A 24,679-nucleotide genomic window follows, 5' to 3' on the forward strand; every position below is an offset into this window, starting at 1 on the left:
CGCCTAATAAAATCTGAAGAGAAAATTCTTGTATGATACTTAGGCGATATATCGGAATCGTGCTCTGGGCGTTGGGAACGGTGGTGTGTGCTCAGAATAAAATGGTCGATAGCTTACGGCATTGGCTAGATACGCATCCAGCACTCGATAGTGCGCGGGTAGTGACCTTACACCGCCTTTCGTATCGGTTGTCAGAAATCGATCAAGCTGCTGCTTGGCGTTATGCCAACGAGGCCAATCAGTTGGCCAAACAGCTTAATAATCAGGTGAATTTGGGTCAAAGCTTTATCAATTACGCCATTTTGGAGTCGTTGGAAGGGAATTATGCCAAAGGACAAGAGTATTATTTAAAAGCCCTTCGACTGTTTGAACAATCGGGCTGGGAGCGGGGACAAGCGATTTGTTTGAATAACATTGCCGAAAATTATAAGTCGATGAATCAGCTTCCCAAAGCGTTGGAATATACTTTTAAGGCACTGGAACTGAACCAAAAGCAAGAAAAGCCCGAAAAACGAGGAATGGCCGTGAATCACGAACAAATTGGGGACTTGTATCGACGAATGGGACGTTATGAAGAATCGTTAAAATACCTCCAAAAAGGCTTGGTTTTGGCCAAGGATGCCGATCAAAATTATCAGATTTTGCCCCAAATTTTGCTCGGCATTGGCCGTAATTACAACCACCGCCGAGAGTTTAGTACGGCGCTCGACTACCTCAACCAAGCCATTGAACGAAGCCAAATTCACGGCGAAAAACTGCTTCAAATTCAGTGTTATCAAGAAATAGCCCAAACGTACCGACTGCAACAAAACTTTGAAAAGGCCAAAGAATATTTACAAAAGGCGTTTGAGACGGCGCAGGAATTTGGGTCGTTGGTTGAAACGGCCAAACTGAACAAAGAATTGGCCGCTTTGGAAGAACTGCAGGGAAATTTTCGCGAGGCGCTGGCTTATTTTCAGAAATATAAAGTACTCAACGATTCGATTGAACAAAAGAAAAATGTGGTGCGGGCGGAGTTGGTGGAATTGAAATACAACGCATTTGAAAAAGACAAAGAAAACCAACGTTTGAAGCAGATTAAGGCTGCTCAAGAGGCCGAATTACACCAAAAAACGGCATTGATTGTAGCTTTGGCGCTGATAGTGGTGTTGTTGATGGGCTTTATTGGTTATGCTTTTTACCAAAATCGCTTGAAGGAAATCCGAGATGCTCAGAAAGTTCAGGCTGAAACCATCCGCCAAATGCAATTGTCGGACAAAATTCGGACCCAAATTGCCCGCGATTTGCACGATGATTTGGGCGCAACCTTGAGCGGCGTCGCTATGCTGAGTCAGGCCGCCAAACGCCAAGTGAGAGAAACCGACAGTCAACTGCGGGAACTGCTGGATTTGATAAGCGTTAATTCCCAACGGACGGTTGCAACGATTCGCGATATTATCTGGACCACCCGCCCCATGAACGACAGTTTGGAGAGTATGTTGAACAAAATGAGAATTTTTGCCTCCGAAATGCTCGATCCCAAAGGGATAAATTACGAATTTTGTGTCGCGAACGACCTAGAAGAGTACAAACTCCCGTCGAACCAACAGTACAATTTCTATTTGATTTTTAAAGAAGCCATCAATAACGTCGCCAAATACGCCCAAGCCCGACACGTTTGGGTGCAAGTGTTCAAAGAAAACGACCGCCTGCATCTGCGTATCAAAGACGACGGCGTAGGCTTTGATAAAGAGGCGGTGCGGGGCAGCGGCAATGGCTTGTTTAACATGGAAAAACGAGTAGAAGAACTGGATGGGAACTTACTGGTGCGCTCGGCCATTGATGAAGGAACGGTGATTGCCCTTACGCTGCCCTTGGCGGCCTAATCATTGTTTCGTAACTATTTCAACCAAAAACGTGCCTGTGTTACTTCCCCTTTCGGCGGTGATTATTACCGTAAACCAAGAGAAAAAAATCGCTAAAACGATTGAAGCCCTCAAAACCCTGACCGACGACATCGTGGTGGTGGACTCAGGTAGCAAAGATGCCACCCGCACTGTGGCCGCAGCCTTGGGTGCGCGCGTGTTTGAGCGGCCGTGGCCTGGGTATTCGGAGCAAAAAAATTTTGGAAACGACCAAGCTAAGTACGATTGGATTTTGTCGGTGGACGATGACGAGGTCGTCAGCGACGAACTTGCAAAAAGTATTCGAGCGGCGTTTGCTTCGGAGCCGAAGGCCGACGCGTTTAATTTACCTTTCCGAACCGTTTTTGCGGGAAAACTCATTCGTTTTGGCGGCTGGAATCCCGAAGCCCACATTCGGATTTTTAACAAGAAAAAAATCCATTGGAACACCGACGCCGTCCACGAGGGACTCACCATTCGCCCTGAACATTCGGTTCAAAAACTCTCGGGATACGTGTATCATTATACGGTAGATACTTTGGAGCAGTTTGCCCAAAAGACGAACCGTTATAGTACGTTATTTGCCGAAAAAGGAGTAAAAGCAGGAAAAAAAGCAAGTTTTGTAAAGATTTACCTCAGCCCAGCCTTTCGCTTTTTAGTAGAATACGTGGTGAAATTGGGTTTTTTAGACGGGTACTACGGCTGGTTTATCGCCAAAGAAAACGCGCGCTATACGTATTTGAAGTATAAGAAGTTGGGGGAGGGGTAAAGTAGTTACTAGCGTAAATTAGTAAGTTTAGATTTGAAAGCGATTGTAAATTCACCTACTCTGAGCCAATTTACTTTTGGAAATGGTAGCTTCTTTAAGACTTTAAAATGCCCATCTTCCGAAACTATACAAACCGCGTCTGAAGCTACCGCACAATCTACAAACTTATCATCATCAGGGTCAGCTTTGATGGCTGACCAGCGATAATAACGAGTAATCAGTTTGACATTTGGTAAGTGGTCGAAGGTACTTAAAACTGTTTCAGAAACCTCGAAACCAAGTTTTTGAGTCATAATCTCAGCATATTCATCTAAAATATCAGTAGTTACGCAGAGAGTAATCGTGCCATCTAAAATAGCTCGAAAAATCCAATGCGTTTCAGAACGTCGAGAGATAGAAACCCACAGGATATTTGTATCTAGGACAATTTTCAAGAAGCTTTCGATTGACGGTTATGTTCTTTTAGAAAGGCAGCTGTGTCTTCAGCTTTCCAGCCGTTTTTATCCCAAACTTCATCGGCCAAATGGATAGCTTTTTCACTAAAATACGTAGCTAACATTTTTTGGATTGCAACCATATCTTCATCAGATACGTGCCTAGAGTAAACTCGTAATAGTTCTAATTGAATGTTACTTAATGTTGATGTAGTAGCCATTGCTTTACAGATTATGCTATGTTCTAAACAAACAAATATACTACTTTCTTATTTCTTAAAAAAAGCGTCAGCTGATTCAGAATCGGCTGACGCTTTGAGTGTATATCAACAAGAAATTACGCCTTCACAATCCAGCCAAACGGGTCTTCAGTTTTACCTGTGCGGAGGTCAGTTAAGAAAGCTTTTACTTTTGCTACAAAAGAGTCTTCGGTCACGGCAGGGAGTTCGTAATCCACGCCTTCGTAACCGATAACGCCAAACGGCGACACTACTACGGCTGTTCCAGCGCCAAAAGCAGCTTCCAAACGACCTTCTTTCAAAGCGTCGATTATTTCTTTTACCGCCACTTTACGCTCTTCGACTGGAATCCCCCAATGACGCGCAATGTCCACGATGCTCTTGCGAGTCACGCCGTTGAGGATAGTGTCAGAAGTAGCAGGAGTGATGAGTTTGCCATCCATGAAAAACATCACGTTCATCGTACCTGATTCTTCCACGTACTCGTGGTCGCGGGCATCGGTCCAGATGATTTGGTCGTAGCCTTGTTGCTGAGCCAAACGTGCAGGATATAACGAACCAGCGTAGTTGCCAGCGCATTTTGCATAACCTACGCCTCCTTCTGCCGCGCGGATGTAGTGTTGTTCTACTTTCACACGAGGAGGTTTTGAATAGTACTTGCCTACGGGGCTAGTGAAAATGATAAACTTGTACGTGTCAGAAGCTTTTACGCCAATGTACGCATCTGTCGAAAACATGTACGGACGAATGTAAAGCGATGTATCAGGAGCAGTAGGAACCCAAGCAGAATCCAAACGGAGCAATTCTGTGAGGCCGCCCATAAAAATTTCTTCTGGGATTTCGGGCATGCACATCCGTACGGCGGATTTGTTGAAACGCGCCCAGTTGTCCAATGGACGGAACATGAGCACTTCACCCGCGTCGTTTTTGTAGGCTTTCATACCTTCAAAAATCGCCTGTCCGTAGTGGAGAGAAGCAGTAGCAGGGCTGAGGCTGAGGTTGGCGTAGGGCACAATTTGAAGGTTAGTCCATTCGCCGTTGACGTAATCGGCGACAAACATGTGGTCAGCATAATGGCGACCAAATACCAAATTGTCGAAATCTACTTCATGGATACGCGAAGCTTCTACGCGTTGAATTTCCATGGCCAATGTGTCCGTTGTCATTGTAATTGGTGGTTTACTGTATAGAGATTGACTGAAATTAGTTGTCAATGCAAATATTTTTATTTTTCCTCGAAAACCCAAGAAAATCTTGATTTACTTATTAAATGGGGGGAAATTGACAAGGGGCAAGTTTGCAAGGAGCAAATAGGCAAGAGGCAAATAGGCAAGGGGCAAGTTTGCAAGAGGCAAAAAAGAAAAACTTGCTTTTTGCCCTTTGTTAATTTGCTTCTTGCCCTTTGCGAACTTGCCTACTTCTTCCGCCCAGCCCATTTAATTTCTTCTATCCCCAATTCTTGTGCCATTTTACGCGAAAGCACAAACAAATAGTCAGAAAGGCGATTTAAGTACCGAATGACCTCCGATTCTACTGTTTCGGCTTCGTTGAGGGCAATCACCAAACGCTCAGCTCGGCGGCATACTGTGCGAGCCACGTGCGCAAACGATACCGATTGATGTCCGCCAGGCAAAATAAACGCCCGCATTGGTTCTAGCTCGGTGTTCATTTCGTCCATGGCGAGTTCGAGGGCGGTAATGTCTTCTTCGTGCAGGTCGGGGATGAAATGTTTTTTGTTGTCGGGTTCCGAAGCCAAAATAGAACCAATTGTGAACAAGCGGTCTTGGATGTATTTCAAAAAATCGCGCCGAGCGGCGTTGACTTCTTGGTCGCGCACCAAACCGATGTACGAATTAAGCTCATCGACGGTACCATACGTATCAATGCGCAAGTCGGCTTTGCTCACCCGCGTTCCGCCCACAAGCGAAGTCGTGCCTTTATCTCCCGTTTTTGTGTAAATTTTCATAAGTAGTACGAGCGTCTCGCCCGTCAAAAAGATGATTCAAAAAGTAGAATATGGTATTCCAAACAACAAACTTACCCCAAAAAGGGTTTTAGGTACAAACGCTAAAGCTCAGTTAAACGATGGAAACCGCCTTTCAAATTGCCAATCTGTTGGTATTCCCGCAGTGGATGCTCATGATTTTTGCCCCCCAATGGAAAGGAACGCAATGGCTGGTCAAAAGTTATCTAGTGCCTGTGCTACTAGCTTGTATCTATGCGTATTACATTTTTAGCGGAGCACCGCTTGATTTTCAGGATTTTAGTAGTTTTTCTGGAATCAAAAATCTATTTGCCAAAGGGGGAGATACGGCGTTGTTGGCAGGATGGATTCATTACTTGGCCTTCGACTTGGTGGCAGGAAGTGCGGTGCTTCAAGATGCTAAGCAAAAAAATATCCCCCACCGTTGGGTGGTTTTACCGCTATTTTTCTGTTTTATGTTAGGGCCTGTGGGGCTGCTAATGTATTGGGTGGTGCGTTTGGTCTTGACTAAACAAGTTGCAGGTCAAAATTAGGCAGCTGGTGAATTGGATTCGTCGGTAGGGGTTGGTAGCTGAACTTTTTTGTAGATAACTGATAGAGGCAGTTGAATATTCAATGCGGGTAAATCAATTCGTTCGTTAATGTCACTGTAAAACTCTACATACCAGCGCTTTCCTTCACGGTTGAATACTTCGACCAAACATTCTTCTTGTTCAATAATTAAGTAATACTCCAACGTAGGTAGTTGGGTGTATTCGGCCAATTTCGTCACACGGTCGGTATTGATACTGCTTTCTGACAATACTTCTACAATGAAAATAGGCTCGGTTGCGTATTTTTTTTGATTGCCTGTTTCATGAAAAATAAAAAAGTCAGGGATGCGGAAAGCTTTCCCATTTTTGACTTGAAGTTTTACGGCATTTTGGACAAAAATAAAAGGTTGATCTTCTAAAAGATTTCCTAGGTAGCGGTGAATATTACCCGCAATCTGATTTGCTGCTACTGATTCGCCTGACATTTCAATAATTTCTCCGTTTACGTATTCAAAACGACCTTCATTTTTTTCGCAAAAAGCGAGATACTCTTCCACTGTATATAGTTTTTCGGCTACCCCTTGCATGGCTAGTAAGTTGATTTGTTCAAAAATACATCTTCTGTCTCAAAACTACAACTATTAGATTTTGCACCTTTTTGCCTTTTGTAAATGAACTCAGGGCTTGTTACCTGGCTACTTATCAGTGTCACTACAAACGGTGCAATCGCACTTTTCAGAATTAAATGGAACAGAAACTACGCAGCCAAGACTGGTTTGGCAAAGAAGGTAAAGACGGTTTTATTTACCGTAGTTGGATGAAAAACCAAGGCCATGCGCCGCATCAATTTAAGGGAAAACCTGTCATCGGGATTTGCAATACATGGTCAGAAGTAACGCCTTGTAACGCTCACTTTCGTGATTTGGCACAAAGCGTGAAAAACGGGGTGTACGAAGCAGGAGGCTTTCCTTTGGAGTTTCCAGTGATGTCGCTGGGGGAAACCTTGATCCGTCCTACGGCTATGTTGTATCGCAATTTGGCAAGTATGAGTGTCGAAGAAAGTATCCGTGCCAACCCGTTTGACGCCATTGTGCTGTTGACAGGTTGTGATAAAACCACTCCGTCGCTCATCATGGGGGCCGCGAGTGTCGATTTACCGACGATTGTATTGCCAGGTGGGCCGATGTTGGCAGGACGTTTTCAGGGCAAAGCCATTGGTTCGGGTACCGACGTATGGCGTTTTGCGGACGACGTAAAAACGGGTAAAATGACGCCCGAGGAGTTTGAAGAAGCCGAAAGTTGCATGAGCCGTAGTATAGGTCACTGCTCTACGATGGGAACTGCTTCTACGATGGCTACCATGGCCGAAGCGCTTGGATTGACGCTCCCAGGCTTGTCGGCGATTCCTGCGGCCGATTCCCGTAAAAAAATGAACGCGCACATGACAGGGATGCGCATCGTTGAGATGGCGAAAGAAAACCTGACGCTCTCAAAAATATTGACGCGCGAAGCGTTTGAAAACGCCATTATGGCCAATGCTGCCGTGGGTGGTTCTACCAACTTCGTCTTGCATTTGTTAGCCATTGCAGGACGAGTGGGGATTGATTTGACACTGGATGATTTTGACCGTGTAGGCTCACGGATGCCTTTTTTGCTGAACGTGATGCCTTCAGGAAAGTATTTGATGGAAGACTATTTCTACGCGGGAGGTTTGCAGGTGGTGATTAATGAGATAAAAGAATTTTTGCACAAAGATGTTATCACGGTCAATGGTAAATCGTTGGTAGAAAACTCAGAAAGCGCTAGAAACTGGAATCCAGATGTGATTGCTTCACGCGCTGAGCCAATTTTGGAAGAAGGAGGTATTGCGGTAATCAAAGGTAATTTATGTGAAAATGGTGCGGTGATTAAGCCTTCGGCGGCTTCGGCGCATTTGATGAAACACACGGGGCGTGCGGTGGTGTTTGAAACCATCGAAGACTACCACGCGCGCATTGATGACCCTGAGTTGGACATCGACGAAACTTGCGTAATGGTGCTCAAAAACGTAGGGCCAAAAGGCTATCCAGGGATGCCCGAAGTAGGAAATATGGCCTTGCCGAAAAAGATTTTGGACAAAGGTGTTTCGGACATGGTGCGGATTTCGGATGCGCGCATGAGCGGAACGGCCTACGGAACGGTGTTGCTGCACGCGTCGCCCGAAAGTGCCATTGGTGGTAACTTGGCTTTGGTCAAAGACGGTGATTTGATTGAAATCGACATTCACGAACGCTACATTCACTGGCACGTATCTGACGACGAAATCGCCCGCCGCCGCGCCGAATGGAAGCCGATTGATTTGGGCTATAACCGTGGTCACAACAAATTATACATCGAGCACGTGACGCAGTCGCACGAAGGCTGTGATTTTGATTTTCTCGTGGGTAAATCGGGTAGCGAAGTAAGCCGCGAATCGCATTAATTGTTCGGTTTCGGTAAAGTTTCCCCGCAGATAGCGCGGATTTAAAAAGCGCAGAGTTTCGCAGACTTTGTTCTGTGGAACTCTGCGCTTTTATTATTCAGCGAGTAAAAAACAGATACACTACCCCAGTGCCCACTGCATCATCCCTTCCTTTAGGGCGTAAGTCGTACTGCGTATGTGCTTGATTTGCAGGCTACGTAGTACGTGCGCAATCAGCACTACCCCTGGTACAATCATATCAACTCTCAATTCAATCATGCCAGGGATTGCCATGCGTTCTTCGCGAGGGAGGGTAGTAAGTAAATCGTAAGCACGGTAAAATTCGGCCAGGGGCAATTCAAAACTCGTCTGCGTAGGGGAGGGGAGTTGGCCTAATCGGTGCATAAAATCCATGTCAACGAGTGTATCAAACGAACCCGATGACCCTACTAATGTTTGGGGGGCATACTGATGGGCGGCGTTGACAAGAGGCAATAGTTGTTCTTGAAAATAGCTGTGCATTCGCTGAATCGCGGATGGGGAAATGGGGTCTGTCAAAACAAATTTCTCTAACAAACGCTGACCACCGATTTCAAAACTTTGCTTCCAAAATGTGCGCGAAGCATTCCCAATGATAAACTCAACGCTGCCGCCGCCAATGTCCATCAGCAGTGATGGAGCTTCGCCAAGATCAATGCCTAGCCGAACGCCTTCATAAATGAGCTCAGCCTCGCGAGCTCCGCTGATGACTTCGATAAGAATACCCGTTTCGCGGGCGACAATCTGACAAAATTCCGCTCCGTTTTTAGCATTGCGAATGGCACTCGTTCCTACTGCTTTCACGTTTTGCAGTAAAACGCCGTGCGCGTCGATGTGTTGGCGGAACAATCGTAGTACCGTCAACGCGCGCTCAGTCGCCTCTTCTGTAATTTGCCCTTGATTGATTCCAGCTTTCGCGATTTTAGTAGGAAGCTGTTCTTTGAAGCATTGTTGGAGGGTATCCCCTTGTTTTTCAACAATCAATAGGTGGAAGGTGTTGCTTCCAAGGTCAATAATGGCGTATTTCATGCCTGCAAGAATGTACTCAGGGGAGTGTTATGAATAAGTTGAAAGAAAAAGTACAAAGAAAATTGATTTTTTAAAAGGAGACACTTATTTTTGCACTCCGTTTTATAAAAAGAGAAAAAAACACTAACAAATATGTTGCTTATACAAGTTAAAGAAAACGAATCAATTGACAAGGCACTTAAGCGTTTCAAAAAGAAATTTGAAAAAACTGGTGTTTTGAAAGAGTTGCGTTCACGCTCGGCTTTTACGAAAAAATCTGTACAACGTCGCAAAGAAGTAATTCACGCAACTTACGTGCAGAAAATGCGCGAAAACGAAGTAATCTAAGTCGATATTCTTCCTTAGAAAATATACTTTAAGGCACTACGCTACGGCGCAGTGCCTTTTGTTGCTTCTATACATCTGCTTTCCGAAACAGCTTGACGTCTATCTTCTCCCAGACTTTGCCCGTTACGTAAGGGTCGTTTTGTAGCCACTCGTTCATTTGGCTTTCGGTGTCAAAATCAACGACCATCATCGAACCCATCATTTTCCCTTCGGGACTAAGCAAAGCGCCTCCCATTACAAAATGGCCACCTGCCTTTAAAATTTTAGCCCCCTCTAAATGACGCTCCCGAACCGACATGCGGCGCTCAAGGGCCTGCTCGTCGGTATAATCATAAGCATGTACTACGTAAAGCATATTGGTTAAGTTTAATAAATGTGAAAGATACGCATGTTGGAAGAAAGGAGTGAAATAAAAAAAGGTTAGAGAACAGGATGCTGTTACTCTAACCTTTTAAGAAGTGAACGAACTACCTTTTAGGCGTTATTTTCGGTCGAATTTTCTTCTTTAGATTTGCTATTCATGAACTCTTGGTAAACCGTTTCTCTTTCAAAAGGACGTTTGCCAATCAAGCGCTCTAGGTCGCTTTGGAACAAAATTTCTTTTTCCAAAAGCTCTTGCGCGATGATTTCAAGAGCAGCAAGGTGCTGGGTAAGAAGTGCCTTACTACGGTTGTAGGCTTCGTCAATGATTTTGCGAACTTCTTCGTCAATCATACGCGCAGTTTCTTCCGAATAAGGCTTGTTGAATGAGTACTCCGACTGTTTAGAGTCGTAATACGACATGTTACCGATTTTATCGTTTAAACCATAGACCGTAACCATGCTGTGAGCAAGTTTTGTTACACGCTCAAGGTCGCTAAGGGCACCTGTCGATACTTTTCCAAATACGACATCTTCAGCGGCGCGACCTCCAAGGGTCATACACATTTCGTCTAAAAGCTGTTCTGAACGGTACAAATACTGTTCGCGAGGTAAATACTGGGCATATCCCAAAGCCGTCATACCACGTGGTACAATCGTCACTTTGACCAATGGATCAGCATGTTCCAAGAACCACCCTGCTACGGCGTGACCTGCTTCGTGGTAAGCCACAATTTTCTTCTCGTCGGGCGAGATAATTTTGTTTTTCTTTTCCAAACCACCAATAACGCGATCCATCGCATCTTGGAAATCTTGCATTGTTACTTCCTCACGGTCGCGACGAGCGGCAATAAGGGCAGCTTCGTTACAAACGTTGGCAATTTCTGCCCCTGCAAAACCTGGCGTTTGGGTAGCCAATTTTTTAGGGTCAACGTCTGGAGATAATTTAATAGGTTTCAAATGCACCTTGAAGATGGCCTCACGACCAACAATATCGGGTTTGTCCACCGAAATCTGACGGTCGAAACGGCCTGGGCGTAGAAGCGCAGAATCGAGTACATCAGGACGGTTGGTGGCCGCCATAATGATGATACCAGAGTCGGTAGCAAAACCGTCCATTTCAACCAAAAGCGAGTTAAGTGTATTTTCGCGTTCATCGTTTGCGCCTGGCATACCACCACGGCCACGTGAGCGACCCACGGCGTCGATTTCGTCAATAAAGATAATACAAGGTGCTTTTTCTTTGGCTTGTTTGAAAAGGTCACGTACACGAGCGGCACCTACCCCTACAAACATTTCAACGAAGTCAGAACCAGAAAGCGAAAAGAAAGGTACACCTGCTTCTCCTGCTACAGCTTTGGCGATAAGGGTTTTACCTGTACCTGGAGGGCCTACTAGAAGAGCGCCTTTTGGGATTTTAGCACCAAGCTTTGTGAATTTGGTAGGGCTTTTGAGGTAATCCACGATTTCCATGATTTCCTCTTTGGCTTCTTCCAAACCAGCCACGTCATTGAAGGTAATCTTAACTTTATTTTCAGCGTCAAAGAGCGTTGCTTTTGAGCGTCCAATGTTAAAGATTTGACCACCAGGGCCACCTCCACCTGTCATGCGACCTAGCAAGAAGTACATGGCCAAAATCATAATGATAAGGAAGCCCCAAGTACCTAAGAAGCCTGTCCAGTCGCTTCGACGATCAAAATCGTAATCAATGGAATCACTGTCGGGTTTGAGTTTTTGAAAATCGTCCAAAAATTTGTCGGCCGATGTCACCTCAAACTGAAAGTGAGGCCCGCCGTTGTTGAAGTACGCCTTGTTATCAAAAAGAGCGCGGTATTTCGGATCTTCGAGGGCTTTGGTGTTAAGGGTTACTTCTACGTATTCACTATTAACGATAACGATGCTTTGCACTTCGTGCGCTTGCACCATCTTCTCAAATTTCTTTTGCGTAATGGGGCGAATGGCCGTATTGCGACTGAAAAAGGTGATTCCCAAAATCGCTAACACCAAGGCCGCAATAATCCATCCCTGATAGCCCGTACGGCGTGGATTGCGGTTGTTGGGGTTTAGCGGGTTGCCATTGTTTTCGGACATGATTATTTATTGAATTAAATTAACGGGTTTTGTGGTGTATTCGCCTGAATAGGTTTGGAGTGGTAGGTAACTACAAACGTATTATCAGACCAACACTATTTTTAAGGGTAATGTTCAATTAGGCGAACTCTTCCTCCACCAGTGTGATTTTGGCGTCACCCCAAAGTTGTTCGAGCCCATAAAATTCGCGCCGTTCTTTCTTGAAAACGTGAGCAACTACGTCCACATAGTCAATGAGTATCCACTCTTTGGCTTCTTTGCCTTCGCGCTGCCAAGGGTGTTCTGAGATAATTTTATATACCTCTGTCTCAATAGAATCGGCGATGGCATCGACTTGGGTGTCGGAGTTACCAGTACAAATTACAAAGAAGTCCGTAATGGCGTTTTTAATGTCGCGCAGGTCCATCACTACTACGTCCACTGCCTTTTTTTCCTGCATTCCTTTTACTACAAGATGGCACAGTTGTTCTGAAGATATACTATCTGATTTGCGTTGTTTCATGCGTTAGTCTTAAATTGCATCCCTAAAAATAAGAAATATTGTACAAAATTAAGTCCAAAACGCTTTTTATTGGAAAAAATTTGATTTATCTGCCAACTTGTCAGTCAACAAACGATGAAGCGGCGGATTTGGTGCGCCTTGGGCAGGGCTGGGAAGGTACTGTTGTCATAACTGACTTCCAAACGGCAGGCCGTGGGCAGCGCGGAAATCAATGGTTGGCGCAGGCTGGAGAGAACTTTATGCTCTCGCTCATTCTACGTCCTCATTTTTTGAGTCCATCTCAACAGTTTCGTCTCAACGTCGCCATTTCAGTGGGGATATACGAATTCTTTAAGCCTTATTTGGGAGAATCTCTTAAAATAAAATGGCCTAATGATGTCTATGTGGGCGAGCAAAAGCTGGGTGGAGTATTGATAGAAAATTCTATTCAAGGCGGCCGACTGGAAGCGTCTGTTGTGGGAATGGGGCTAAATATCAACCAACTTTTATTTGAAAACCCACGGGCTACCTCCTTGCGTAAAGCCACCCAAAAAGAATACGTGCGGGAAGAGCTTTTGCCCGATTTGTTGGCCTCGCTTGAAAAAAACTACCTGCTTCTTCGCAATGGCCATTTTGATGCTTTGAAGATGCGTTATTTACAAAGTTTGTTTCGTTATCAAGAACAACACAATTTTCGGCAGGCAGAAAACGTATTTACGGGGATGATTGTGGGCGTAACCGATGCAGGACTCTTGGCGGTTCAAATTGAGAACCGATTGGTGTATTTTGACTTTAAAGAGATTAGTTACGAGTTTGAGCGTTAAATTCGGTTGTAAGCAACCTCATGCACGTTTGTGAGTTAAATTCGGTTGTGAGCAACCTCATACACGTTTGGTTGTGAGCAACCAAACACACTGTATGAGCTTTATTGGTAAAAATAAATAGTTTTGATAGAATAAAATGGTAAATGTCAGCAAAAGATTGGTTAAAAAAATGGTTTGGGCAATCATGCCACTTTGCGCGAGCATGGGCGTGAGTTGTTCTTCTTCTGAATCCGATTATGTCCCCAAACCCAAAGGATTCCCTCGCCTCGATTTGCCTGCCCAAGTTTACCAACCGATGAAAGAAGACCATCCGTACTCGTTTGAATATTCAAAAAGTGCGGTGATATTGCCTGATACCTTTAGCGACGCCGAACCTCACTGGATATTTATTGCGTATCCTTCCCTGAAAGCCAGTATTCAGCTAACCTACAAACCTGTCCAAAACAATCCACAGCGCCTTGGTGGATTTATCAATGATGCCTATAAATTGGCTGGTCGGCACCAGATTAAAGCGACAGGGATTCGGGAACAAGTAGTAAAAACAAAGTCGGGGCAGCGGGCCGTGATGTTTGATTTGGAGGGTGATGTGCCAAGCTACGTCCAATTTTTTACCACCGATACCACCACCAACTACCTTCGTGGGGCGCTTTATTTTTCGGTAGCCGATAAGCAAGATTCGTTACAACCCGCCATCGACTACCTTCGCAAGGACATTGTTCACTTGCTGAATACCCTGAAGTGGAAGAAAAAAAACTAATACGCTAACCAGATCATACTCAGCATTCCGATAAGCATAACAAGTTTACACAAACTACTTAACGAACCAAATTCTTTTTTGGTGTCGGCGCGGATAAGACGATACACCAGCCAGCCAATGAGTCCAAGAAGCCCTACAAACATCCACGTCAATTGGGAGTTTTGTAGCCAATGCGCGGCCAGAAACAAACTGGGAACAAAAATTGCAATGAGCCCGTAAAGAAAGACCTTGGTGCGTCGAATTCCCCAAATGATAGGCAGGGTTTGACAGCCGTGGGAAGCGTCGCCGCGTACATCTTCCATGTCTTTGATGATTTCACGAATGAGTGAGATACCAAAGGCAAACAAGGCATACAAAATAACCAACGAGCGATTTTGGGGATAATAAACAGCTAGAATAATGAGGGAAAGACCCGTTAGAAGGGCAACAATAAAATTGCCAATGAAAGGTCGTTTCTTGAAATAAGAGGCATAGACCCAAAGAAGCGTGACCGACAGTACACTGAGCAGAAACACCCATTTATTCACCAATAGCCCTAAGCCACAGCCCAGAATATTAAAAGCTTGGTGGGTGGTCATGGCGACACGTCGCTTGAGGTATCGCCCAATGATGACGCGGTCGGGTTTGTTGATAAGGTCGATTTTGATGTCAAAATAGTCGTTGATGACATAACCTGCTGCCGCGACAAGTACGGTAGAAAGTGTAATAAGAAAAATCTCTTTTTCGAGCAGAATACTTTTCCAGTCGCTGATGGGGCCAATTAAAAACAGGCGGGTCATGTATTGCGTCAGGGCAATCATGAGTAAGTTAGGCCAGCGGATAAGCCGCATAAACCCAAACGAAATGTCTTTGATGGTAAGGCGGCGTTTCACAAATAGGACGAATTATGGGTTGGTGGATGTTTTCAAAGCTGTATGCAAAACAACGGATAAGTTAGATGCGTTTCGGGACTTCACAAAATCTTTATACAGAATGTGGAGAAAAAATTGCATTTTTTTTGTTGTGCCGAATAATACCTCAACTAACTCCCCGTCCGCGAATGAAAATCGGAATTGTTTGTTATCCAACATTTGGTGGTAGTGGCGTAGTCGCTACTGAACTTGGAAAGGCGCTTGCTGCCGTCGGACATCAGGTTCACTTCATCACTTACTCACAACCTACGCGCTTAGATTTTTTCAGTGAAAATATTTTTTACCACGAAGTTCATATTCCCAACTACCCCTTGTTTCAGTACGCCCCGTACGAGTCGGCGCTGTCGAGCGCGATGGTGAACGTGGTGAAGACCGAAAAACTGGATGTTTTGCACGTGCATTATGCCATCCCGCACGCCTCAACGGCCTACATGGCAAAGCAAATTCTCAAATCTCAAGGCATTCATATCCCCGTCATCACGACTTTGCACGGAACCGACATCACGCTCGTGGGCAAAGATCGCTCGTACGAACCCGTGATTACGTTTAGTATCAACCAATCGGACGGTATTACGTCGGTGTCGGAGTTTTTAAAACAAGCTACCTACGATTATTTCCCCATCACCAAAGACATTGAAGTGATTCCTAACTTCATTGACTTAGATCGTTTTAAGAAACAGAAAAAAGACCATTTCAAGTTGGCAATTTGTCCCAACGGTGAAAAGTTGCTGGTGCATACCTCCAATTTCCGAAAGGTAAAACGGATTGAAGACATTGTGTTGATGTTTGAAAAAGTACGCCACGAAGTACCCAGCAAATTACTGTTGGTGGGTGATGGCCCCGAACGTGCCAAAATAGAAAATATGTGCCGTGACTTGGATTTGATGCAATGTGTTCGCTTCTTGGGGAACTTAGATGCGATTGAGGAAGTACTTTCGGTGGCCGATTTGTTTGTAATGCCCTCTGAAACAGAGAGTTTTGGCTTGGCAGCGTTGGAGGCAATGGCTTGCGAAGTTCCTTTGATTACATCCAACGCAGGTGGATTGCCAGAGTTGAACGTGCAAGGTGTCACTGGTTTTATGAGCAACGTGGGCGACGTTGAAGACATGGCAAAAAATGCAGTTTACATTTTACAAGACGAAAATTTGCCTCGTTTTAAAGCCAACGCATTGGCCCGGGCCAAAGAATTTGAGTTGGCGAATATTTTGCCACAGTACGAAGCCTATTATGAAAAAGTAGTGGCCGAAAGTCTAAGCGCATTAGAACCATTGGAAGCATCAACCGACCGCCCAATGCGTGAAGTATTGGTAGGTAAACACTGAGGAATCAATAAACAAAAACCATGAGAAAAATTGTATTACCGTTGGTGTTACTGGCTCTTTCTTTAGGAGCTTGTACGCGCTATTTTGTAGGAAAGCCCGTTAAGCTTCAGCCGATTGCAATCAGTGACACCGTCACTGCACCGTCTTCAGCTTTGTCACAAACGGTGGATAAATACCTCAAACCTTACCACGACACTTTGGATGCCCAGATGACGGCAGTGCTGACGACTTCACCTCGTCGGCTGACAAAAGGTACGCCTGAATCAGAATTGGGGAATTTGATGGCAGATCTTTTTCGGGAAATGGGACAAGAACGTTTTGGTAAACCCATTGACGTGGCCGTGACCAACAACGGGGGAATTCGTACAGACTTGCCTCAAGGAAATATTACCCTTGGAAAAGTATATGAAGTAATGCCTTTTGATAACGATTTGGTGGTGCTTACGCTTTCGGGCACAACCATGCAAAAAGTGGTTGACTATTTGGCACAACGTAAAGAACCGCAGTCGGGTCTGAAACTTGTTGTTGACAAGGCGACTAGCAAACCAAAAGAAGTGCTGATTGGGGGAAAACCGCTTAATACGGAGCAAACTTATACGCTCATTACGAGCGACTACATGGCAATGAGTAGTGACTTAGCTCCTATTGTGAAGAATAATAAGGGGTATCAAGCACTCAACTACCTCATGCGCGATGCGATGGCGGACTATCTGCGCCGAAAAGGAAAACAAGGGCAGTCGATTGACCCTAAAAAAGACGGCAGAACGACCGTCGTTGAGTAAGTAGTCATATTTGAATCAACTTGTTGCTTTATCATTATCATGCAAAGACGTATATTTCTTCAACATATTTTTGGGGCCACGGGAGCAGTAGCTTTAGGGTCGTTACCTTTTGAAACATGGGCGTCGCCTCAGGCAAAAGAAGTTAAAATCACTATTTTACATACCAACGACCAACACAGTCGCCTAGAGCCATTTCCAAAAGGCGACCGCATGGCGGGGCGCGGTGGCGTGGTGAATCGGGCGCGAATTTTGAGCAAGATTCGTTCGGAAGAACAGAACGTGTTGCTTTTTGACGCGGGTGATATTTTTCAGGGAACGCCTTATTTTAATTTCTATAAAGGTCGTCCCGAAATCGAATTGATGAGCCAAATGGGCTACGACGCTGTGACAATGGGCAACCACGATTTCGACGGTGGACTCGACCTGTACGTGAACCAAATCAAGGCGTATGCCAAGTTTCCTGTGCTGGTAGCGAATTACGATTTTGCGGGGACGTCAATGGAAGGCTTGGCGCAGCCGTACAAAATTTTCAACGTTAAAGGTGTGAAAGTGGGCGTTTTTGGGATTGGAATTAGCCCCGATGGCTTAATTCCGCAGAAACTATTTGGTGGAACCAAGTACCTCGACCCCGTAAAAACTGCGAACGAAACCGCCGCGATGCTCCGCAATGAAAAGAAGTGTAGTTTGGTGGTTTGTCTTTCGCATTTGGGATATAAAATGAGTGATGGTGAAATGTCAGATTTAGTGATGGCACCGCAAACCAAAGACATCGATCTGATTATCGGAGGACATACGCATACGTTTTTAAACGAACCTACAATACTCAAAAATCAAGCAGGAAAGTCGGTGATTATCAACCAAGCAGGTTGGGGCGGTGCAAGCCTTGGACGTTTGGATTTTAGATTTGACCGCGTTTCTAAAAAAGTCTATTTCGAAAGTCAAGCCGTACCTGTCCAATAATGGTGTCGCGGGTATTCATTCGTGCGGGTTCTACAAACGTTGCGCATCTCCGATGCTTGAAAATGATGTTCATCTGTGCAGCAGGTTTCTCAAAACCTGCTGACTACAAACGTTGCGCATCTCCGATGCTTGAAAATGATGTTTATTCGTGCAGCGGGTTTCTCAAAACCCGCTTATTACAAATGTTGAGCATCTCCGATGCAAATCCTGCTTATTTTGTTGGTCAAAATGACTCAATGAGTTGAAATAAAGTAAATTGTTTTTTCTAAAAATTAGAATTTTACGTCTTTTTGTCTTATAAATCCTTTGTTTTAAGTCAAAAGTGTATTTTGCGAAAAAACAAAAAAACACTGCGGCTTATCAAGCTCTTTTCACCAAGTTTTCCTTATGACATTCGACAATCAACTCAGAGTATCGTCCGAGGTAGGGACGCTTCGTAGATTGCTTATTCACAGCCCCGACCGTGGTTTGGGTAAAGTTGTTCCCTCTAAAGCGCAGGACTGGCTTTTTGAGGACATAGTTCACCTCGATACCATGCGTCGCGAAGAGTACGATTACTATGTCAAAATCTTGCTCTATTTTCTGGATCCTGAAAAAGTACGAGGAAAAATAAAAGAGATAGATGCGGACCCTAAGCGTTTGTTCTACAAACCAGGAAGTCCCGAATATTTTAACTCTGATAAAGTCGTAGATATACAAAAACTGTTAGCGGAAATCCTTGAAGACGACGCCATTCGGGTAAAACTCATTGCTTCTATTTGTGCTGTCGAACGTTGTTCGTTTCGGATTCAGGAAAAACTCAAAGAATATGACCCAATTGAGTTAGCGAAAATCCTGATTTCAGGCTCTTTACCTGACCGTCACATGATTTTTGCCCCGCTGCCCAACTTCATTTTTACGCGTGACATTGGCATTGTAATTAATGACCATGTGCTACTTAACAAACCCGCGAAGACGGCCCGTACGCGGGAGTCGTTGTTGACCCAATATATCTTTTTTTACCACCCGCAGTTTGAAAGTTATCGCAATAATATCATCGAAATTCCTGACAATGAACACCATTTCTTACTGACGGAAGACGAGCTTAAAAGTGATTATCTCCGATCTACGCTCGAAGGAGGCGACGTGATGATGGTCGCGCCAAGGCATTTGTTGATTGGATGCAGCGAGCGTACGACCTTGTACGCAGCCCAGCAGGTGATGAAATCTTTGTTTGAACGTAACGTGGTGGACACCATTACCATCGTGAAAATCCCTAAAAAAAGGGATTATATGCACATCGACACGGTTTTTACGCAAGTAAAACGCAACGTCTGGGTATTGCTAGGTTCGATTGCTCGTCAGGGCGATGAAGCCAAAAAACGAGATGTACTCCACTTTTTTGCCCCGAAAGAAGACCCCGACCGTTTGCAAATCATGCAATTCAACAAAGGCTGGGAAAACAAACCTACTGAAATCGAGAATTTGGAAGACTTGTTGACTGACATCAGCAAAAACGACTTGGGTTGCAATGAGCCCGTGGAGTTTATTTATTCGGGAAACAACGAATTCCCGTTTGGCGCCCGCGAACAATGGACCGACTCCTGCAATTTGTTGGCGCTTAAAGATGGCGTGGTGATTGGCTACGACCGCAACGACAAAACCCTTGAAGCATTTCGGGCCAAAGGCTTCCGTACGATTCGGGCCAAAGATCTATTGGAAGAATTTGAAGCAGGAATTTCATCGCCCGAAACGATTCAAAATACATTCATTATGCTTCCTTCAGCCGAGCTTTCGCGGGCGCGAGGTGGTTCACATTGCATGAGTTTACCGATTTTGCGGGACGGATTTTAAGCACCCTGCCTTTTTGATTCATTGGCTTTATCATTAACTTTAGGATAAAATCAAGCAAGTTATGATTACTACACTGGTTCAGACTGACGTATTACCAACCGATCTTCAAACAGTCGAAGCGTTTGAAAATTGGCAGCGCCAACACGTGGTGGAAGGTAGTTTTGAGTTTTTAGATGGTAAAATCATTCAAAAGGAGGCTATGAAACAAGATGAGGCTTTTATTGCCAATTTTTTATTACGTGTTTTTATACAAACAACCGCATTTCAAAAAGGGGATGTATTATTACCAGAGCTAGATTCTTACGTAAGCCAAACCCGCAAGCGAGTGCCTGATTTGACCTATTTTACTGCGGATGAAATCAAACAAATGCGGCAAGGAGCACGAATAAAAACGCGATTTGCCATTGAAATCTTGTCGGATTCGGAGTCGTTTGAAGATGTGATTGAAAAAGTACAGGACTATTTCGACGCAGGAGGAGAGTTGGTATGGTACATTGCGCCAAAACAGCAAAAAATATACGTCTATACTAATCCTGATGAATCAAAAGCGTACAAAGGAAACGACTTGATTGTGGCTACACCCGTCGTCTCCGATTTTCAATTTGAAGTTTCCCAATTATTTTCCTAAAAATCAGCAACGAGAGATGAGCAGTATGTCGTACAAAATGCAACCTCAAGCCACCACGCACATTATGATGATTCGGCCTGTGCGTTTTGGGTTTAATGAAGAAACGGCCGAAAGTAACGCGTTTCAAGACGCTGCCTTGGCTGCGCAAACCAAAGACAGTGCGCAACAAGATGCCTTGGCCGAGTTTGAAAACATGGTAGCACAACTCACAGCCGCAGGCGTGGATGTGATTACGTACGAGGATACGCCTGAACCTTATACGCCCGACTCTATTTTTCCAAATAATTGGATTTCGTTCCACCAAAGCGGCAAGGTGATTTTATACCCAATGCAAGCCGAAAATCGCCGTTTGGAGCGTCGTATGGACATTGTTGAGGGCCTGAAAGAGCATTTTCAAGTGGATGAAGTCATTGATTTGACCCATTTTGAAAAGGAAGGAAAGTTCTTGGAAGGAACGGGAAGTATGGTGCTCGACCGTCGGTATAAAATAGCGTATGCCTGCCTTTCACCACGTACGCATCCCGAGGTTTTGGACGCATTTTCGGAAGCGACTGGCTTTAGCGTTGTGAAATTTAACGCGGCTGATGCCAACGGAAAGGCAATTTACCATACCAACGTCCTTATGTGCGTAGGTGACGCGTTTGCGGTAGTTTGTTTACAAGCCATCACCGACCCCGACGAGCGCCTGTACGTGCGCGAAGAGCTTGAAAAAACGGGCAAACAAGTGATAGAAATTACGCTGGAACAGATGAACAGCTTCGCAGGAAATATGTTATTGGTATATAACAAACGTGGCGAAAAACTGCTCGTGATGTCCACGCAAGCGTTTGAGTCATTGACCGCCAAACAGCGTGATGAACTCGATGATTATGCTGTATTGCTCCACTCCGATTTGTCAATTATCGAAAGAAATGGCGGTGGTTCTGCGCGCTGCATGATGGCCGAAGTGCATCTTACTGAGAAATAAGTCGTACCTTTGTGGCTTATTACGATGAATAAGCCACATGAAATTTGACGAACTAAATCTGAACAAATCCCTGTTGAAATCCCTTGATGACTTGGGTTTTACGACGGCAACAACCATCCAATCGAAGGTTTTTCCAGTCGTGATGTCAGGGAAAGATGTATATGGAATTGCACAAACTGGTACGGGAAAGACCTTTGCGTACTTGTTGCCATGCTTGCGTCTGTTTCAGTTTTCCAAAGAGAAATCTCCGCAATTAGTGATATTAGTACCCACCCGCGAGTTGGTGGTGCAGGTCGTGGAGTCGGTAAAACAGCTAACGACCTACATGAACCTACTCGTGGTGGGTGTCTATGGAGGGGTAAATTTTAAACCCCAAGTGGCTGAGGTGTCCAACGGCGTTGATGTGCTGGTTGCTACGCCAGGCCGACTGGTCGATTTGCTGTCGAGCGGGGTGGTAAAGCCAAAGAATATCAAGCGATTAGTGCTCGACGAAGCCGACGAAATGCTCAACTTAGGGTTTCGAGCGCAGTTGAAGTTAATTTTGGATACCCTGCCCGAACGCCGCCAAAACCTTCTTTTTTCGGCTACCATTACCGACGAAGTAGAAGCGTTGATGAACAGCTACTTTGAAAGCCCCGTGCGGGTGGAGGCGACCCCTGTAGGAACACCTTTGGATAATATTTACCAAACGGCCTACGATGTTCCCAATTTTTATACCAAAATCAATTTGTTGACATTGCTTCTTGGTCACGACCCCGACATGACAAAAGTGTTGGTGTTTGTGGCAACCAAGCAATTGGCCGAGTTGGTGTACAACGAATTGTCGGTAGAATTTGGCGAAGAATTAAGCGTTATTCACTCAAATAAAGCCCAAAACCAGCGTTTTGAGGCCGTTAATCGTTTTGAAAAAGGCGAAGCACGTATTTTGGTGGCGACCGACGTGATTGCGCGCGGCTTGGACATTGCCGAAGTGTCGCACGTCATTAATTTTGACATGCCTGAATTTCCCGAAACGTACATTCACCGCATTGGCCGTACAGGGCGGGTGGATAAAAAAGGCGTGGCCATTAGTTTTATTACCGAAAACGAGAAAGAACAGCAGTTGGAGGTAGAAGTGCTAATGCAGCAAGAAATTCCAATGCGGCCGTTGCCCAAGCACCTCGAAATTTCGGATGAACTGATTGAGGATGAAAAACCGAAACAAATGATGAAACTGCCGCAAGTCAAGATTGCGTTGAGCGAATCGTTTGGGGGGGCGTTTCACGAAAAATCGGAGAAAAACAAAAAAGTAAACGTGCGCCGCGACCATGCCAAGGAAATGATGAAAAAGTACGGCAAACCCATCAGAAAAACGCGCCCTAATAATGGGTAATAGCTCACGGCTGTGTGCTTCTGGTTGCTCTTAGACGTGCCTCTGGTTGCTTACAACCAGAGGATGTGAGATGTGTTTCTGGTTGTGAGCAACCAGAAGATTAAAAAAATAAGCCTCTCTATTGACATGTATGGAGAGGTTTTTATATGTTTGTAGTGTATTAGTTAAATAGTACACTAAATCTCAAAGATTCCATGATTCATTTAGACGCTATTTCGTTCAGCTATGAAAAGAAACCCCTGTTTTCGGGGTTGACAATGCACTTGCAGCCAGGGCATATTTATGGGCTTTTGGGGGCAAACGGGGTGGGAAAAACGACTTTGCTCAAGTTACTGGCAGGATTGGTTTTCCCAAAAGGAGGGATGTGCAAGGTGTTGGAGCAGGAGCCACGCCACCGCAAGCCTTCGTTGATGAGTCAGCTGTATTTTGTGGCCGATGAGCCTCATTTGCCGCACGCAACGGCGGCGCGGTACGCGGATACCTACGGCGTTTTTTACCCAAATTTTGACAAATCGCTGTATTTGGAGTACTTAAAAGAGTTTCAAGTCCCTGCCGAACAGGTCTTTTCTAAACTGTCGTTTGGGCAGCGGAAAAAGGTGGTCATCAGCTTTGCATTGGCGACCAAAGTGCCGCTGGTACTCATGGACGAACCTACCAATGGCTTGGACATTCCTTCAAAAAGTACCTTCCGAAAGTTGGTAGCGGGGGCCATGACCGACGAACGCTGCATCGTGATTTCGACCCACCAAGTGCGCGATTTGGATAGCTTGATAGACGCCGTTTTGATTCTTCATCAGGGCAAAATCGTTTATAACGAAGACCTCAATGCCTTGGCCGCCGAGGCAACCGCGCAGCCCAACCTCGAAAGTTTATTCCAAGAAGTCATTCAATTCCACTAATGATGAACGATACGTTTGACCTTCGCCGATTTGGGTGGTATGCCCAGAGAGAGTTACGCGAAAACTGGAAAGCCTATGCGTTGGGTTTAGTCGGAATGGTGGCATTAATGGCCTTTTTCATCTACTCAGAAAGAAGTAAAGTGCCAGAAAAATATCGGGCGCTTCCCATTGACATCTACCCTTCGTTGGTGATAACAATGGGTATGATGGTATGGGTAAGCAGTGGATTTAGCCTGAGAGGTTTTTCGACGGCAGACGAACGTTTTGGGACGTTGCTTTTGCCCGTTTCCAACCTTGAGCGTTTGCTGTATGCGTGGTTGGTGTCGCTACCCGTGCCGATGTTGGTTTGTGCGTTTGTGTGGAAAATAAGTTGGTTGCTAATCATTGAACAATGGAAACAAGACATTCCTACCTTAAAAATCAACACTGATTTTGCCTACTGGGCCGACGCTTCTTACTTTTCTATTTTTATCTTGACGGGTTCGGCGGTTTTTATGCTGGGTGCAATGACCCTCGGCAAACTCAATTTCCTCAAAACGATGGGAGTTTTATTGCTCGCTGGCGTTGCGGTACTTCAATGGGGGCAAGGGTATTTGTTGCGTGCGATGTTTCCTGCCGAAGGGTTGCGACAACCTACGCCCGCGCCTTGGGTACCTCCAACGATTACGGTGCGTAGCCCAGAAGGTATTTCGGTCGAACGTATTCACTCTGTGTATGAGAACCTTTATCAGTTTTGGTGGGTACTATGTTTACCGATTTGTTTGTACGTTATCGTATTTCTAAAAATGAAAGAACGAGAGGGGTAGAGGATTTTA

Annotated in this window: 26 protein-coding genes; 16 read left to right on the forward strand and 10 right to left on the reverse strand. The window is 45.0% G+C overall.

Features of this window, described 5'->3' with window-relative positions:
- Positions 1–32: 32 nt before the first annotated feature.
- Both DTQ70_RS29525 and DTQ70_RS29530 read left to right on the forward strand, forming a co-directional pair.
- Positions 33–1,865 carry a tetratricopeptide repeat protein gene (locus DTQ70_RS29525; RefSeq protein ID WP_122934135.1) on the forward strand — a complete coding sequence of 611 codons (1,833 nt, stop codon included), beginning with the start codon at positions 33–35 and terminating at the stop codon, positions 1,863–1,865.
- A gap of 31 nt (positions 1,866–1,896) precedes the next feature.
- Positions 1,897–2,652, forward strand: a complete 756-nt coding sequence (locus DTQ70_RS29530; RefSeq protein WP_229600038.1) for a glycosyltransferase family 2 protein — start codon at positions 1,897–1,899, stop codon at positions 2,650–2,652.
- An 8-nt stretch (positions 2,653–2,660) separates the two neighbouring features.
- Here the strand turns inward: DTQ70_RS29530 and DTQ70_RS29535 are convergent, their stop codons facing one another.
- From DTQ70_RS29535 to DTQ70_RS29550, 4 genes are all read right to left on the reverse strand, one after another.
- Entirely contained in the window at positions 2,661–3,086 is a 426-nt protein-coding gene (locus tag DTQ70_RS29535; protein WP_122934136.1) for a putative toxin-antitoxin system toxin component, PIN family, read from the reverse strand.
- A complete protein-coding gene (locus DTQ70_RS29540) occupies positions 3,083–3,307 on the reverse strand; it encodes a hypothetical protein (RefSeq protein WP_122934137.1) in 225 nt (74 codons plus the stop codon). The genes DTQ70_RS29535 and DTQ70_RS29540 overlap by 4 nt, the downstream gene beginning before the upstream one ends.
- A 116-nt stretch (positions 3,308–3,423) precedes the next feature.
- A complete protein-coding gene (locus tag DTQ70_RS29545) occupies positions 3,424–4,491 on the reverse strand; it encodes a branched-chain amino acid aminotransferase (protein WP_122934138.1) in 1,068 nt (355 codons plus the stop codon).
- A gap of 248 nt (positions 4,492–4,739) precedes the next feature.
- Entirely contained in the window at positions 4,740–5,291 is a 552-nt protein-coding gene (locus DTQ70_RS29550; protein WP_122934139.1) for a cob(I)yrinic acid a,c-diamide adenosyltransferase, read from the reverse strand.
- A 119-nt stretch (positions 5,292–5,410) separates the two neighbouring features.
- On the opposite strand from DTQ70_RS29550, the gene DTQ70_RS29555 reads away from it, so the two are divergent.
- Positions 5,411–5,842 carry an ABA4-like family protein gene (locus DTQ70_RS29555; protein ID WP_122934140.1) on the forward strand — a complete coding sequence of 144 codons (432 nt, stop codon included), beginning with the start codon at positions 5,411–5,413 and terminating at the stop codon, positions 5,840–5,842.
- On the opposite strand, the gene DTQ70_RS29560 is transcribed toward DTQ70_RS29555, so the two are convergent.
- A complete protein-coding gene (locus tag DTQ70_RS29560) occupies positions 5,839–6,429 on the reverse strand; it encodes a Uma2 family endonuclease (protein ID WP_122934141.1) in 591 nt (196 codons plus the stop codon). The genes DTQ70_RS29555 and DTQ70_RS29560 overlap by 4 nt on opposite strands.
- Before the next feature lie 158 nt (positions 6,430–6,587).
- Here DTQ70_RS29560 and DTQ70_RS29565 point away from each other — a divergent pair, with 158 nt between their 5' ends.
- The gene (locus DTQ70_RS29565; protein ID WP_122934142.1) at positions 6,588–8,303 is read left to right on the forward strand and encodes an IlvD/Edd family dehydratase; all 1,716 of its coding nucleotides are present in this window, start codon (positions 6,588–6,590) and stop codon (positions 8,301–8,303) included.
- A 120-nt stretch (positions 8,304–8,423) separates the two neighbouring features.
- Here DTQ70_RS29565 and DTQ70_RS29570 read toward each other — a convergent pair whose 3' ends face one another.
- Positions 8,424–9,350, reverse strand: a complete 927-nt coding sequence (locus tag DTQ70_RS29570) for a phosphatase (RefSeq protein ID WP_122934143.1) — start codon at positions 9,348–9,350, stop codon at positions 8,424–8,426.
- A gap of 132 nt (positions 9,351–9,482) precedes the next feature.
- Here DTQ70_RS29570 and rpsU point away from each other — a divergent pair, with 132 nt between their 5' ends.
- Positions 9,483–9,677: a 30S ribosomal protein S21 gene (gene rpsU, locus DTQ70_RS29575; RefSeq protein WP_028522494.1), complete on the forward strand. Its 195-nt coding sequence runs from the start codon at positions 9,483–9,485 to the stop codon at positions 9,675–9,677.
- 67 nt (positions 9,678–9,744) lie between these two features.
- Here the strand turns inward: rpsU and DTQ70_RS29580 are convergent, their stop codons facing one another.
- The 3 genes from DTQ70_RS29580 to rsfS form a co-directional block, all read right to left on the reverse strand.
- On the reverse strand, positions 9,745–10,032 hold the full coding sequence (locus DTQ70_RS29580; RefSeq protein ID WP_122934144.1) for a YciI family protein: 288 nt from the start codon (positions 10,030–10,032) through the stop codon (positions 9,745–9,747).
- A 119-nt stretch (positions 10,033–10,151) separates the two neighbouring features.
- Entirely contained in the window at positions 10,152–12,128 is a 1,977-nt protein-coding gene (ftsH, locus tag DTQ70_RS29585; protein ID WP_122934145.1) for an ATP-dependent zinc metalloprotease FtsH, read from the reverse strand.
- A 118-nt stretch (positions 12,129–12,246) separates the two neighbouring features.
- Positions 12,247–12,630, reverse strand: coding sequence for a ribosome silencing factor (gene rsfS, locus DTQ70_RS29590; protein WP_028522491.1), 384 nt, complete (start codon positions 12,628–12,630; stop codon positions 12,247–12,249).
- A 38-nt stretch (positions 12,631–12,668) separates the two neighbouring features.
- On the opposite strand from rsfS, the gene DTQ70_RS29595 reads away from it, so the two are divergent.
- Both DTQ70_RS29595 and gldD read left to right on the forward strand, forming a co-directional pair.
- Positions 12,669–13,433 carry a biotin--[acetyl-CoA-carboxylase] ligase gene (locus tag DTQ70_RS29595; RefSeq protein ID WP_122934146.1) on the forward strand — a complete coding sequence of 255 codons (765 nt, stop codon included), beginning with the start codon at positions 12,669–12,671 and terminating at the stop codon, positions 13,431–13,433.
- Between the two features lie 169 nt (positions 13,434–13,602).
- Entirely contained in the window at positions 13,603–14,190 is a 588-nt protein-coding gene (gldD, locus tag DTQ70_RS29600; RefSeq protein ID WP_229600039.1) for a gliding motility lipoprotein GldD, read from the forward strand.
- On the opposite strand, the gene DTQ70_RS29605 is transcribed toward gldD, so the two are convergent.
- The gene (locus DTQ70_RS29605) at positions 14,187–15,062 is read right to left on the reverse strand and encodes a geranylgeranylglycerol-phosphate geranylgeranyltransferase (protein ID WP_409050422.1); all 876 of its coding nucleotides are present in this window, start codon (positions 15,060–15,062) and stop codon (positions 14,187–14,189) included. The genes gldD and DTQ70_RS29605 overlap by 4 nt on opposite strands.
- A gap of 167 nt (positions 15,063–15,229) precedes the next feature.
- On the opposite strand from DTQ70_RS29605, the gene bshA reads away from it, so the two are divergent.
- The 9 genes from bshA (at position 15,230) to DTQ70_RS29655 (ending at position 24,670) form a co-directional block, all read left to right on the forward strand.
- Positions 15,230–16,423: an N-acetyl-alpha-D-glucosaminyl L-malate synthase BshA gene (gene bshA, locus DTQ70_RS29610; protein WP_122934147.1), complete on the forward strand. Its 1,194-nt coding sequence runs from the start codon at positions 15,230–15,232 to the stop codon at positions 16,421–16,423.
- Between the two features lie 20 nt (positions 16,424–16,443).
- Positions 16,444–17,205 carry a 5'-nucleotidase C-terminal domain-containing protein gene (locus DTQ70_RS29615; protein WP_122934148.1) on the forward strand — a complete coding sequence of 254 codons (762 nt, stop codon included), beginning with the start codon at positions 16,444–16,446 and terminating at the stop codon, positions 17,203–17,205.
- Between the two features lie 39 nt (positions 17,206–17,244).
- Positions 17,245–18,165, forward strand: a complete 921-nt coding sequence (locus DTQ70_RS29620; protein ID WP_122934149.1) for a bifunctional UDP-sugar hydrolase/5'-nucleotidase — start codon at positions 17,245–17,247, stop codon at positions 18,163–18,165.
- A 387-nt stretch (positions 18,166–18,552) separates the two neighbouring features.
- Positions 18,553–19,998, forward strand: a complete 1,446-nt coding sequence (locus tag DTQ70_RS29630) for an arginine deiminase family protein (RefSeq protein ID WP_122934151.1) — start codon at positions 18,553–18,555, stop codon at positions 19,996–19,998.
- A 61-nt stretch (positions 19,999–20,059) separates the two neighbouring features.
- Positions 20,060–20,626, forward strand: coding sequence for a Uma2 family endonuclease (locus DTQ70_RS29635; protein WP_122934152.1), 567 nt, complete (start codon positions 20,060–20,062; stop codon positions 20,624–20,626).
- Positions 20,627–20,663: 37 nt separating this feature from the next.
- Entirely contained in the window at positions 20,664–21,593 is a 930-nt protein-coding gene (gene ctlX, locus DTQ70_RS29640; RefSeq protein ID WP_122934623.1) for a citrulline utilization hydrolase CtlX, read from the forward strand.
- A gap of 37 nt (positions 21,594–21,630) precedes the next feature.
- A complete protein-coding gene (locus DTQ70_RS29645) occupies positions 21,631–22,965 on the forward strand; it encodes a DEAD/DEAH box helicase (RefSeq protein WP_122934153.1) in 1,335 nt (444 codons plus the stop codon).
- 194 nt (positions 22,966–23,159) lie between these two features.
- A complete protein-coding gene (locus DTQ70_RS29650) occupies positions 23,160–23,864 on the forward strand; it encodes an ATP-binding cassette domain-containing protein (RefSeq protein WP_122934154.1) in 705 nt (234 codons plus the stop codon).
- The gene (locus DTQ70_RS29655) at positions 23,864–24,670 is read left to right on the forward strand and encodes a hypothetical protein (RefSeq protein WP_164490266.1); all 807 of its coding nucleotides are present in this window, start codon (positions 23,864–23,866) and stop codon (positions 24,668–24,670) included. Before DTQ70_RS29650 ends, DTQ70_RS29655 begins: the two co-directional genes overlap by 1 nt.
- Positions 24,671–24,679: the final 9 nt, after the last annotated feature.

It is taken from the genome of Runella sp. SP2, assembly GCF_003711225.1.
Lineage (GTDB): Bacteria > Bacteroidota > Bacteroidia > Cytophagales > Spirosomataceae > Runella.

Bases quoted from the DNA above. Each gene is read 5' to 3' on its own strand.
- rpsU (WP_028522494.1), top strand. From the start codon at position 9,483: ATGTTGCTTATACAAGTTAAAGAAAACGAATCAATTGACAAGGCACTT.
- DTQ70_RS29580 (WP_122934144.1), bottom strand. From the start codon at position 10,032: ATGCTTTACGTAGTACATGCTTATGATTATACCGACGAGCAGGCCCTT.
- DTQ70_RS29540 (WP_122934137.1), bottom strand. From the start codon at position 3,307: ATGGCTACTACATCAACATTAAGTAACATTCAATTAGAACTATTACGA.
- DTQ70_RS29570 (WP_122934143.1), bottom strand. From the start codon at position 9,350: ATGAAATACGCCATTATTGACCTTGGAAGCAACACCTTCCACCTATTG.
- DTQ70_RS29550 (WP_122934139.1), bottom strand. From the start codon at position 5,291: ATGAAAATTTACACAAAAACGGGAGATAAAGGCACGACTTCGCTTGTG.
- DTQ70_RS29655 (WP_164490266.1), top strand. From the start codon at position 23,864: ATGATGAACGATACGTTTGACCTTCGCCGATTTGGGTGGTATGCCCAG.
- ftsH (WP_122934145.1), bottom strand. From the start codon at position 12,128: ATGTCCGAAAACAATGGCAACCCGCTAAACCCCAACAACCGCAATCCA.
- DTQ70_RS29645 (WP_122934153.1), top strand. From the start codon at position 21,631: ATGAAATTTGACGAACTAAATCTGAACAAATCCCTGTTGAAATCCCTT.
- DTQ70_RS29630 (WP_122934151.1), top strand. From the start codon at position 18,553: ATGACATTCGACAATCAACTCAGAGTATCGTCCGAGGTAGGGACGCTT.
- ctlX (WP_122934623.1), top strand. From the start codon at position 20,664: ATGCAACCTCAAGCCACCACGCACATTATGATGATTCGGCCTGTGCGT.
- DTQ70_RS29615 (WP_122934148.1), top strand. From the start codon at position 16,444: ATGAGAAAAATTGTATTACCGTTGGTGTTACTGGCTCTTTCTTTAGGA.
- DTQ70_RS29560 (WP_122934141.1), bottom strand. From the start codon at position 6,429: ATGCAAGGGGTAGCCGAAAAACTATATACAGTGGAAGAGTATCTCGCT.
- DTQ70_RS29525 (WP_122934135.1), top strand. From the start codon at position 33: ATGATACTTAGGCGATATATCGGAATCGTGCTCTGGGCGTTGGGAACG.
- DTQ70_RS29635 (WP_122934152.1), top strand. From the start codon at position 20,060: ATGATTACTACACTGGTTCAGACTGACGTATTACCAACCGATCTTCAA.
- DTQ70_RS29555 (WP_122934140.1), top strand. From the start codon at position 5,411: ATGGAAACCGCCTTTCAAATTGCCAATCTGTTGGTATTCCCGCAGTGG.
- DTQ70_RS29545 (WP_122934138.1), bottom strand. From the start codon at position 4,491: ATGACAACGGACACATTGGCCATGGAAATTCAACGCGTAGAAGCTTCG.
- DTQ70_RS29650 (WP_122934154.1), top strand. From the start codon at position 23,160: ATGATTCATTTAGACGCTATTTCGTTCAGCTATGAAAAGAAACCCCTG.
- rsfS (WP_028522491.1), bottom strand. From the start codon at position 12,630: ATGAAACAACGCAAATCAGATAGTATATCTTCAGAACAACTGTGCCAT.
- gldD (WP_229600039.1), top strand. From the start codon at position 13,603: ATGGTTTGGGCAATCATGCCACTTTGCGCGAGCATGGGCGTGAGTTGT.
- bshA (WP_122934147.1), top strand. From the start codon at position 15,230: ATGAAAATCGGAATTGTTTGTTATCCAACATTTGGTGGTAGTGGCGTA.
- DTQ70_RS29565 (WP_122934142.1), top strand. From the start codon at position 6,588: ATGGAACAGAAACTACGCAGCCAAGACTGGTTTGGCAAAGAAGGTAAA.
- DTQ70_RS29620 (WP_122934149.1), top strand. From the start codon at position 17,245: ATGCAAAGACGTATATTTCTTCAACATATTTTTGGGGCCACGGGAGCA.